At 48.0% G+C, this 11555-nt stretch carries 6 protein-coding genes and 1 pseudogene; 4 read left to right on the top strand and 3 right to left on the bottom strand.

What is annotated here, in order from left to right; genetic code table 11:
- Window positions 1–2 precede the first annotated feature (2 nt).
- From COW15_RS02805 to COW15_RS02785, 4 genes and pseudogenes are all read left to right on the top strand, one after another.
- Window positions 3–776, top strand: a complete 774-nt coding sequence (locus COW15_RS02805; protein ID WP_293629709.1) for a transporter substrate-binding domain-containing protein — start codon at window positions 3–5, stop codon at window positions 774–776.
- Between the two features lie 219 nt (window positions 777–995).
- Window positions 996–2936 carry a methyl-accepting chemotaxis protein gene (locus COW15_RS02800; RefSeq protein ID WP_293629707.1) on the top strand — a complete coding sequence of 647 codons (1941 nt, stop codon included), beginning with the start codon at window positions 996–998 and terminating at the stop codon, window positions 2934–2936.
- Between the two features lie 16 nt (window positions 2937–2952).
- Window positions 2953–3377 (top strand): annotated as a pseudogene (locus tag COW15_RS20740) (TOBE domain-containing protein); the annotation flags it as partial.
- Window positions 3378–3610: 233 nt separating this feature from the next.
- Complete coding sequence (locus tag COW15_RS02785) at window positions 3611–6436, top strand: cation-translocating P-type ATPase (protein ID WP_293629702.1); 2826 nt, start codon at window positions 3611–3613, stop codon at window positions 6434–6436.
- A gap of 645 nt (window positions 6437–7081) precedes the next feature.
- Here the strand turns inward: COW15_RS02785 and COW15_RS02780 are convergent.
- The 3 genes from COW15_RS02780 to COW15_RS02770 form a co-directional block, all read right to left on the bottom strand.
- Entirely contained in the window at window positions 7082–8218 is a 1137-nt protein-coding gene (locus COW15_RS02780) for a site-2 protease family protein (RefSeq protein WP_293629701.1), read from the bottom strand.
- A gap of 199 nt (window positions 8219–8417) precedes the next feature.
- Window positions 8418–8795 carry a DUF4144 family protein gene (locus tag COW15_RS02775; RefSeq protein ID WP_293629699.1) on the bottom strand — a complete coding sequence of 126 codons (378 nt, stop codon included), beginning with the start codon at window positions 8793–8795 and terminating at the stop codon, window positions 8418–8420.
- A gap of 292 nt (window positions 8796–9087) precedes the next feature.
- Window positions 9088–10779 carry a FapA family protein gene (locus tag COW15_RS02770; RefSeq protein WP_293629697.1) on the bottom strand — a complete coding sequence of 564 codons (1692 nt, stop codon included), beginning with the start codon at window positions 10777–10779 and terminating at the stop codon, window positions 9088–9090.
- Between the last annotated feature and the right edge of the window lie 776 nt (window positions 10780–11555).

Raw genomic sequence — 11555 nt, 5'->3', positions numbered from 1 at the left:
AAATGAATTGTGGCATTTTTTTTGGTGGACCCCGTTTATGGCATTATATTTCGCTAATGCTACTGAGTAACTTGGCTTTTGCTGCGGATAAACTGCCGAGTGTCAGCATGTCTGCCAGTGACACTATCGCGCCTTATTTTCTCGATGAACACCATGGTATCCAATATGAGTTGGTGCAAAGTATTCTTCATCATGCGGGTCTTCGGCTTGACCAAGTAGTACTTGCACCCAATTTTCGATCGCAGCGGCTATTATCACAGGGTGAAGTCGATTGTTTTATCAATGCCCAGAGTGGCTTAAATGGAATGTATTACAGCCAGCCATACCACAGATTTCACGATGTAGTTGCCGTTCGTACCGATTCTGCTATCAACATTGGTGTTGTGGCCGATCTTAATGGGCTCAGCGTGGCTGGATTTCAACATGCAAAACAAGTTCTTGGCGCCGAATTTTTACATTTTGCTCAAGACAATCCCCGCTATGTCGAAGTGCCTAACCAGCTTAGCCAAGTCAATATGCTATTGCACGGCAGGGTCGACGCTATTGTGATTGAAGAAGGGGTCCTCTCTTGGTATTGGAATGAAATCGCCAAAAAATCCTTGCGCGAGCCGCCTCAATTGACCATTTTTCCCATTTTTTCACCAATCGAACTGCGAATTGCCTGTTGGGATCCTAAGCTAATAGAGAGTCTAAATCAGGGAATTAGCTCGATGCGGGCATCGGCTGAGGATAACGCCATCATAGAGGCATTCCGTCGACAGCATCAGATGTACTAGGTCGTGACTGAACGCGCATTATGGCTAAAACGGACACTAAGGAAATGGGCTTATGCCTGACTTTTTCGCAACGGATGTAAGTGCTTGGCTCCGATGAGGTAGCCACCTGTTGCAACACGGATTAGTAAATTTTGATAGCGGTTTTAAGTTTTTGATATGGCAATAAAAATACTTAATTAACTCTGATGTACTCATAACTAAAATCTAATTGGAGTGAACATGTTTAATTTTAATAAGTTAACAATAAAGGCCGTGGTCGCAGTCGGTATGGCAAGCGCGCTCTTTTTGTCGATGTTGTTTTCAACACTGATTTATATCAGCCAGTTTTCCAACATGTTTTATCACTCGACCGAAACCAGCTTATTACCCGCGCAATTAGGTAAGGCGACCGCGGAAATTAATACGGAACTGACTCAGTATTTGACTATGTCGGAGGACTTGGCCCACAACACTTTTATGCGTCAATGGCAAAGTCAGGGTGAAAGTGAGGCGACCCGTGGCGATATTATCAATTATTTGAAAAGTTTTATGGGCCAAGAGGGGGTTATAGCCGCATTTTGGATTTCGGTCCCAACGGGTCGCTACTACACCAGTGAGGGTATACTCAAAACCCTTTCGCGCCAGAATGAGCGTGACCGTTGGTTCTACGATTATTTGAGTCGTAACCCCGACCGTGAACCTTCACTGGACACCGATGAAAGCCTAGGTAAATTAACTGTCTTTATTAATGTCTCGGTGCGGGATCCCAGCGGCAATATTATGGCTGTTGCAGGCGTTGGGGTCGATGCGACTAAGATTTCTGACATAGTGAATCAGGCGAATATGGGGCAATCGGGTTATATGTTTATGCTCGATGCCCAAGGTAAGTTTGCCGCCCATAAGAATAAGTCCTTACTCGACCAAAGCATAGCAACGATGGCAGATTACCGGCCCATACAGGCAATGCTGGACACACGCCAGGGCAGACAGCAAATTGCATCGACTGAGTTTCAGGGCGAAGCGATTTATCTGGGCATAGCGACACTAACGGCAATGAATTGGACCTTAGTCGGGGTGATGCCCAAAGCGGAGATCAGTAGCCAAATTAATGATGTCATTAGCCTATCCGTGGGGATTAGCATAGTGATTGCCTTGTTATTTATCGGTTTATCTTTCTTGCTAGCGGGTAATGTCAGTAAAAATATTTTGGCAGTAAGCGACAGTTTACTCGCTATGTCCAAGGATGGCGGGAATTTAAATCGCCGCCTAGATGATAGTTATGACAATGAAGTGGGCCAATTAGCCAAAGGATTTAATGCCATTATGGGGAAAATTGGCACCTTAGTGCAGGAGATTAAACACGGTGAGCAGGCCATTAATCAGAGTGTGGGTTTACTGAGCAGTTTCTCCCAGCAAACGGTCGAGCACGCTAGTTCCCAACGTGCCCAAACCGAGCAGGTCGCCACAGCGATCAATGAAATGGGGCAAACGATCGCCGAGGTGTCATCGGTTGCCCATCGTATTGCCACAGATACCGAATCCGCCTTGAAAGATGTGTACTCCACCAGTGATGTGATGATCAATCTGGCGGGCACCATGGAGTCATTATCTACCTCGATGAATGATACCCAAACGAAAGTGCAGGACTTAGCGGTGCAGGCAGAAACCATTAATTCAGTGGTCGAAGTGATTAGCAGCATTTCTGAGCAAACCAATCTTTTAGCATTAAATGCCGCAATCGAAGCCGCCCGAGCTGGCGAAATGGGCCGCGGTTTTGCCGTTGTGGCGGACGAAGTGAGAACCTTGGCGAGCCGCACTCAATCCTCGACATTAGAGATCCGCGGGCAAATTGAGCAGTTGCAGCACGCGGTTGGCTTTACACGGCAAAATATCGCCGAAGCGGCCAAGCAAAGCACTTCATTGGCCCATAATGCGATAGCCGCAACAGAGTCATTAAAATTAGTGAAAGACAAGTTTGACGATATTAATCGGGGCAATCATCAGGTGGCCGCCGCAACGGAGGAGCAAGCCAGTGTGGTTGACCATATTAACGAATCTGCCCATGTGATTGCCGACACCGCCGAAAATATTAATGACAGTGCGCTCAAATGTTTCGAGGAGATAAATCATCTCCATGGACAGGCAGAACGGATTTCGAAATTAGTGAAGCAATTTGAATAAGCCACAGTTTAGCATCGGTTTTGGTGCTAAATTTGGTGAACGTTTGCTCAAGGTCTATTCCATCACCTCCCAAGTGCAAAGGATGGCATTAACGGCTCTGCTCGACGACTCCATCGATATGCATAGCCTGTTGGATGTGATGGCGCATTTCTCCCATAACACTAGCGCCCGCAATCAGCTAACTGGACGTATTAAGGGTATTGATTCAAATGGATTAAATGACAATATTGGCGTGGTTTTAGCAGCGGGCAAAATTGTCTAACTGGGCGTTTGCTGAGTATCACCGAGCTGGGTGATAGGGCTGAACTCAGCATTGATATTGATGGTAAAGACATCATTTATTCCGTGATGCCACTCACCCAAACTCAGGCGCTAGTGGTTGGCGAGCCCTGTTTTGCCTGCTTTGATGCAACGCAAGTGATTGTCGCTAGTATGAATTAAGAAATTAATTTAGTTCATAATTTTAAAATTAATATTGTGGTTTTTACCCCTCTAAAAATGGGAATCATGGGGTTACTGAACTAGAATTGCTTATGTATCACGGCAGGATCAGCATGGTGATGACTGATGCTCTCGATGATATAGGTCATTTCGTGTGTTTATCGTGGGTGATATGGACACTCTTGACCGCGGATCCTTCCCTAAGCGCTAAAAAATAACACAGGTTCTAGGATATGAACTTGAAAAATCCGGTGAATAAACCTCCCCAATCCACTTCTCAGTCTGATGCCCAATCTAAGCGCGTGTCGGCATCCCGGAGGACAAATGTGCCGCGCACTGTCACCGCTCCCTGGCAACAGATGCCTGCTAACCTATTTTTACAATTGAATACGGGTGAACAGGGGCTTTCGACGGTGCAGGCGACTGAGTATTTAAGCCTCGAGGGGGCGAATAGCTTGCAGGAAGCGGCTGGCACTAATGTCGTTAAGCTTGCTGCCGCACAGTTCAAAAGTGTCATTATTTGGGTGCTACTGGTCGCCGCGCTAATTTCAGCAGTCTTGGGAGACACGATCGATTTTGTGGTCATAGTTGCCATTGTGATGCTTAATGGGATTATCGGTTTTTATCAGGAATACAAAGCCGAAAAAGCCATAGCGGCACTTAAAAACATGACCGCACCGCAGGCGAAAGTAAAGCGCGATAATCGAGTGATTATTGTGCCAGCAGCCAATATAGTGGTCGGTGATATCCTTGTGCTGGAGGCCGGCGATCTGGTGGCCGCCGATGCGCGCCTATTGCAGTCAGCTTCCCTTAAAATGACCGAAGCCGCCTTAACAGGTGAATCCGAACCGGTCGATAAACAAGCCAATAAACTGTTATCCGCCAATACTCCGCTCTGTGACCGCGATAATATGGTGTTTGCGGGGACCTGCGTCGCCGCAGGTACTGCCACTGCGCTCGTGGTTGCCACGGCCATGAACACTGAGCTTGGGAAGATTGCGCGTCTGATCACCGATGCCAGTCGTAGTGAAAGCACGCCTTTACAACAAAAATTGGATGCCTTCGGGCGTATATTGGTGTGGTTTTCGCTGGCGATAGTAATGCTGCTGTTTCTGCTGGGCTGGTGGCGTGGTAGTGCACCACTGGAGCTAGTGATGTCTGCCGTCAGCCTTGCCGTTGCCGCCGTTCCCGAAGGGTTGCCCGCCATAGTGACGATTGCGCTGGCGATGGGAGTGATGCGCATGTCCCGGCGCAATGCCCTGATCCGTAAATTGCCAGCGGTAGAAACCTTAGGTTCCACCTCGGTTATCTGTACCGATAAAACGGGTACGTTAACTGTGGGTGAAATGACGGTGCGTACTTTATATGTCGGCGAGCAATGTTTTACTGTGACGGGTGAAGGCTATGCCCCTCAAGGGGATATTTTACTTAACAATCAGACTGTAAATAGACAAAATTTCAGTGGGTTACACGAGCTTGCCACACTTTTAATCGGTTGTAATAACGCGCATTTGGTGGAGGATAATGGCCAATGGCGAGTCGCTGGCGACCCCACCGAGGGGGCGCTACTGGCGGCAGCTCACAAAGTCTTTTGCGGGCAAGCGGGTGGTGAATTAGCACATTTTGCGCAGCGATTCCCCCTAGAGTATGAAATTCCCTTTGATTCGGATCGTAAGCGAAGCTGCGTTATTCGCAGGCTCGAAGATGGCACGCTGCGGGCGATGATCAATGGCGCGCCGGATATGTTACTGCAGATCTGCAATCGGGTGTATACCGCCAGTGGCGAGCAGCCACTCACAGAGGCCGACCGAGCGCGGATCCATCAACAAAATACCCTCTTGGGACAGCAGGCACTAAGGGTGCTGGGCTCTGCCTATCTCGACCTTGGGCACACCTTACCCACAGATCTCAGCCCTGCGGCGATAGAACAGAATTTGGTCTTTGTCGGTTTGAGTGGCATGGTCGATCCCCCGAGAGCAGAGGCTAAAGCCGCCGTAGCTAAGTGTGTTGCTGCGGGGATCCGTGCCGTGATGGTCACTGGCGATCACCCGCAAACCGCGCTGGCTATTGCCCGGGATCTTGGTATTGCCAAAGAGGCAGACACTGTGGTGACAGGGGCCGAATTGGATCGCATCAGTGAAGCGGAATTAGTACAACGTGCGCCAACTATCGCCGTTTATGCACGGGTGACTGCCGCGCACAAGCTACGCATAGTCCATGCGTGGAAAGCCAATGGTGCCGTAGTGGCAATGACGGGAGACGGTGTCAACGACGCCCCCGCCATTGAAGGCGCCGATATCGGTATTGCTATGGGGCGCTCCGGTACCGAAGTGACCAAGCAAGCGGCCGATATGATCATCACCGACGATAATTTTGCCACCATAGTTGCGGCAGTTGAGGAAGGGCGCGGAATTTTCGCCAATATCCGTAAAACCCTGCAGTATTTGTTGGCAGGAAATACCAGTGAACTCCTATTGATGACACTGTGTGTCTTTATCGGCTTACCCGTGCCGCTCCTACCGATACATTTACTTTGGATTAACCTCGTCACCGACGGATTCCCCGCGCTCTGCCTAGCCACAGATGCCATTGACCCCGATGTCATGCAACAACGTCCGCGCACCCGTGATGAACCCATTGCCGCGAATCATTTTTTGAGCACTATGTTTCTGACTGGGTTACTTACAGCGGGAGTCGTTTTCGCCATTTATTTCTATAGCTTGCAAACCGGGAGTGTAGAGCTTGCGCGTACCAACGCCTTTACCACCTTAGTGTTTGCCGAACTACTGCGCGCCTTTGGTGCTCGCAGCGAAACTAAGTCGCTATGGCGGATCCCCCTACGGACAAATCTCTCTTTGGTCGTTGCGGTATGTTTAATTATTGGCTTGCAGGTATGGGCCCATCAGAATGCCACTCTGGGGTTATTCTTAAAAATCACATTTTTATCGCTAGAGGAATGCCTGCTATTGCTTATGTTCAGCGCCATCCCCTTGATGGTATTGGAGTTGGTAAAGTTGTGGCAAAACCGCGCACAAAAAACTGCCGCCATCGTAGGCTAACAGTGGGGCATACAAAATGTAATAGTGGAGTTTTGTTTGAAATAGTTCTGCTCCATTTTTATTAAGCACTGTCATTCCAGTGACTCGCCATTAACTCATCCCTGAGGGCTCGACGGCGGCATCTGTTGTATATGTAAGCGCGAATGCCGCGATCACATGGATGTAAAGCGAGGACTTCGGAAGCGATAGCAAATTTGGCGATGAGCACAAGGGGCTTTCAACTCCGTTAGGGGCGTCTTGGAGCATCCAAGGGCGAAAGCCTGCGGCCGCTTTGAGCGCGAGATAGGGATATCGAGCTGGTAGTTTAACATGGACGTTTTTGATAGGACGAGCAGTCCTTCTTGGTCGGGTGTGGGGTGAAGCCCCACGACTTTGATTTTTGTTGAAAAAGCATTATATGAAGTTTGTATATTTAGATACGTTTGAATGGGTTAACTATCACACGTGACACTGTCTATAAAACATAGACCAGTACACCCGACTGTGGCAAAGGAATAACGTACTGTTGTAAAAGTATTACTAAGCTACAGAAAAACAAAAACCGCTATTAATAGCGGTTTTTTGCATCACTTTGGATTCATTCTGAGCCTGTGCTTTAGGTCCTGTGCTTTACACCCTGCAGTTTACGTCCAGAGGTTAAACGGACTAGCTGCGTAATATTTGCAGTGGCAGGCTAAGCATATCATCGCCCGTGCCGGCTAAGTGCCAGATGATACCGACTAACGCGCCGACCGTAAGCAAGTACCAGATGGTAGAAAAAATTTGTCCATATCTGTCTAATGGCAATAGGTGGCTTTGATGGCGAGTTCGCCACTCGAAGATGATTTCTAAACTGCCGATCAATAGCAAAAATCCCAATAGCGCTAGGCCCAAGGTGTAGCTGATATACACACCGAAGGCGGCACCCACAGCGCAGGTGACCAAGCCCATAATACTGTTCATCGAAAAGCTGATGCTCTTTAAAATATGGCCGCCATCGAGTGGCAAAATAGGCAATAAATTAAATAGGTTAAGCAGGGCATTAAAGGCGGCAAGGCCAGCAAAAAATACGTTGCCCGTCGCGTGGTAGGCAATCAACGAACCTATGGACATGAATAAACCAAAGGTGGGCCCCATAATGGAAATCACCACATCTTGCCAACGGGTGTTGATCTTTTCATCGGAGAGGGCGAACCCCCCCATAAAGGGAATAAGGTAAATCCCTTTAGTCTTCATGCCAAAATATTTCATCGCGCGGATATGGCCATATTCGTGGAAGACCAAACAGGCGATAAGCGCGAGGGCAAATTGAAAGGAGAATAGCCAAGAATAGGCGGCAACGCTGGCACCCACTAACACAACTTTGATGACCTTGGCGCTTTTTAGCAGTTTAAAGCCGAGGGAGGCGAGCCCGACTAGGCTGAGTTTTTGTTGTTTAACCGCGGGAACTTCAGGCGTTTGCCGCTCAATATCTTTCTCGCTGCGCCGACCTTGGGCTATGACTTCATCATCCTGTAGTAGGCGATAATCGAGGCGAAAGGGTTGCCATACTAAATCGGTTTCGAGGCGAATAATGATTTTTGTGTCTAGGCTGGTCGGTTCGCCCTGGACAATCGCCTGCGGCTGACGATGCTGGGTGAGTTCAAATTCATGGACTCTCAGGCCACCATTATCGATAGAAGCCGCCTTTTGCGAGACTAAGTTATTGTCCCAGAAGAGTTGTTGCCAGCCAGCGAGTGAGCCTTCCAAACGCAGTTGTTTGCCTAAGCAGTCAATCTTAAGTAGTTCCAATTTCGGTTCCATGTGTTTGTGATCTGTGTGACTTTTTAGCGAGAGCTAAGTGTCACTGTATGGGTATTTCTGGATGTAAATAACCGCTAGCTACTGCGGAGCTGAAATTTCGTTCGTGATAAATTATGCCTGCGAATTTACGGCGAGGATATTAGCTTTTAGGATCATCTCGCTATTTTCTGCTTTTAGCACATAAGGTTATTTGTCGCAGCTATTCGTCTAAGGTACGCACAATTTCCATTCCTTGGCTAATGGTAGTGAACGCAAGTTTAGCGACACAGCACTGACCTAGGGCGGTGGCATGGTTCTGTACCCACTTAATAAAGTCGGTGAGTGGCAGGTTTTGCTCCTGTTGTAACAGTTGGGGCAATTCACCAACGGGATCTTCATGCACTGTGCGCGGGTTTGCACGGATCCGATAGCGATGCCCAGCGCTGTCGAGCAATTGATCTTCCTCGGTAAAGTGATGTTGGTACAGGCAGGCGAGTTCTAACCAATCCCGTTGGTGGGCGAGGTAAAGCAACTCGTCATTTTGGGAGAGTTTGACGACGGCGGGCCATTCAATGTCCGACATTTTCACGCTGGTCATTATTGCTCCATGGGTTATTGAGGGGGTGAACTTTTCGGTGCGCAGAATGTTACTACGGAGGAAAGTTAAGGATGTCTGTAAATACCACTCTGCTGACCCTAGTTTTGCAGTATGCCACGCTGATAGCGGACTAGTATACCCAAACAGCCTGAAGATGCTGAAGCTCGTATCTTCAGGTAGCTTGGGTATATAGGCGCAGGGGAAACTCCTGCGCCTTATGCTTGAGTCTAGATGGCGGCTTCGAAGTGGAGATCACTTGATGCCCTTAAGGGTGCATCATTAGATTAATCCGTTAATTGGCGGGGGCTGGTGTCTTAGCTTTGGCGTTATAGTCGAAGTTAATCTCTTGATTAATATTGGCGATACTGCAAGTACCGTGTTCACGGGTCGTTCTATGATTCGCTGGGCCTATATGGAATTCCACATTGAGAAATACGTGTTTGAGCACATCGATACGGTACTTTTCATAGTAGCCTTCCACTTCCTGTTTTAGACTGTCGAATTCCAATTCCTCCCGGGTGCGCTCATCCAGAATACGATTTTTCTCATCGAGCATCATTTTGATCTGCTCGATCATCACAGGATCGTTTTGCCATTCTGACTTAGGCGGTAACTTTTTAAGGCGCGATTCTATATCTAAACTGGCGACAACCATGGCCTTAACACCCTCATCGAGTTGTTTAAGATCCTGTTTAAGCTCGTTTTGCGTCATTGCGCAAAAGACTTCGGTCTTAGTTCCGGCAGTGGCACCTATCACAACGGCGGTGATCCCTTTTTCCGCATGGGCGACGCCACCGACTAAATCGCCCCTGCGTCCGCTCGGATCGCTGACGGTTAAGCTCGCGCTGGTTTTAGTGTTGCTGTGCAACAGTTGTTTAGTGACTAAGACATTGCCCTTAGCAACTAGGTGGGAATACTGCACAAATTGGGCACTGATATGGCCCTGAGCCTGAATATTGGTAGAAAACTCATTAGCTTTGATTTGCCTGCCAATGATCCCTTTACTCACAGTGACATCACCTTCCGCCTCTAGGGTGGCGGAGTCCACAAAGCCCATCACGGTAATATCGCCGGAACTTTTCACTAGCATACCTTCGTGGACATCACCCGTGATTAAAATACTGCCCTTAAAGGTGACATGGCCTGTACTGATATCCACATCTTTAAGTTGCAGTACATCATCCACATTCATCCCAGTGCGGGTTTCAACCGGCTGACCCGCGACCGTCGCAATGAGTTTATTAGGATCCCTTGGATGAAAGTCAGTACCCGTACCTGCCTGAAAGGCGATATCTTTACCCGGTTTTTGGTTAAGGACTTCACCCTGAATATTGTAGCCGGGAGTGCCCTCGGTCGCTGGGTGTTTGATCATTAAGAGATCGTTGGGTTTTACCATGATCATCGAGCCGAGGTTACGCATATCGACACTGCCGTCTTCACGCTCCTGTGGCTGGAGTAAACGTTCCCTCGCCAGGGAGACTTTACGTTCAAGTACCGCATTCTGACCATTGACAGGGAGCTTGCCCTGGGCAATTTCACTCTGGCAACTTTCGCCTGGTTTGAGTTTACTGAGTTGCTGTTGTAGTGCTTGGATTTTGAGCTTACTTAAGCCCATACACACATTGTGTTTTTTTAGTTGAGTCAGGATCTCGGGTAGGTCGACGGATTTTCCTCCCCAGGGGGCGGTTAAAATCATAGTCGCTTGCATTTTATCTGGGCTGATTTCAATCTTGACAGTGCCATCACGCCGCTCGGCCAGTACTGCAAATAGCTCAAACTTCCCATCGTCCTGGTGACAGAGGGAGTTGATTTGGGCGATAGTTTTAGTGATCGCAGGCTCTAGTGGAAACAGGGATGAAAATTCAGACAAAGATAATAGACGCATGATGTCATCATGGGTGACTGGGCCATGGACATTGGGGATAAGGCGGAGTTCAGCCTTGGTTTTATCACTGTTTAGCTCAAGGAGTTCAGGGTCCAACATAAAGAGCTTCCTACCCATTAATTTTATTATTATGTGCCATACTGGCTTGAGTATAACAGTAGAGACTTTGCGCAAAGAAGCCTTTTTTGGCTGTAAAAACAGCAAATATTGTTATTTTATTGTAAATAGTCTACCTGCTGGTTTTTAACTCGCTTTTATTAGAGATATTGGTGGTAACTTAGTGTTACCTTTGATTTTTCACTTGCCCGCCAGCATGAGCATAAAGTGGGTTGATGTTTATATTTAACAAAAAATTAAACTTTACAACGCTAGCCCGTATGTTAGGGACGAGAACGGTAGGGCAAAACCCCCTGATAATTTAGCGCTTACTGCATTTGATACTGTTCACAAAACCATAAAAAGCTTGTCTAGACAGCGGCAAGTGTATGGTTGCAAATAACGACTTTATTGAGAGCTATTAAGGGGATAGGGTTTCTACGCTTATGAACGAGAGCCATGGTCGTTCTCATGTATCCCTGCACTGCACGACATTCAGGCGTCCTGCCTATCAGACGGCGAACTGGCAGTTAAACAGGGACGCTGTTCCAGTCCTTCAATGGATGCTCGACCGCCCCGTTTGATGTTAATGGATTCACGAATGCCGCGATGGCATGGATGCCAAAAAGCGGCCATGGGGCGGACGGTCGTCTCGCCAATCACCCTGGCTCACCTGTTTAACATCGGTGTAGCCTGCAAGTTTTAAATAAAAACTCAGCACGTTTTGGGACGTGCGACGTGAAGTCGTATGAAGCGCTGTTCACCGCTTAACGAGTGAA

The sequence above is a fragment of the Shewanella sp. CG12_big_fil_rev_8_21_14_0_65_47_15 genome, assembly GCF_002783505.1.
Lineage (GTDB): Bacteria > Pseudomonadota > Gammaproteobacteria > Enterobacterales > Shewanellaceae > Shewanella.
The sequence above is the reverse complement of the archived record's forward strand: the minus strand, read 5'-3'. Positions and strand labels throughout refer to the sequence as shown.

Excerpts from the sequence above, each read along its gene's own strand:
- COW15_RS02775 (WP_293629699.1), bottom strand. The coding sequence starts at position 8,795 with ATGACCAGCGTGAAAATGTCGGACATTGAATGGCCCGCCGTCGTCAAA.
- COW15_RS02785 (WP_293629702.1), top strand. The coding sequence starts at position 3,611 with ATGAACTTGAAAAATCCGGTGAATAAACCTCCCCAATCCACTTCTCAG.
- COW15_RS02805 (WP_293629709.1), top strand. The coding sequence starts at position 3 with ATGAATTGTGGCATTTTTTTTGGTGGACCCCGTTTATGGCATTATATT.
- COW15_RS02770 (WP_293629697.1), bottom strand. The coding sequence starts at position 10,779 with ATGTTGGACCCTGAACTCCTTGAGCTAAACAGTGATAAAACCAAGGCT.
- COW15_RS02780 (WP_293629701.1), bottom strand. The coding sequence starts at position 8,218 with ATGGAACCGAAATTGGAACTACTTAAGATTGACTGCTTAGGCAAACAA.
- COW15_RS02800 (WP_293629707.1), top strand. The coding sequence starts at position 996 with ATGTTTAATTTTAATAAGTTAACAATAAAGGCCGTGGTCGCAGTCGGT.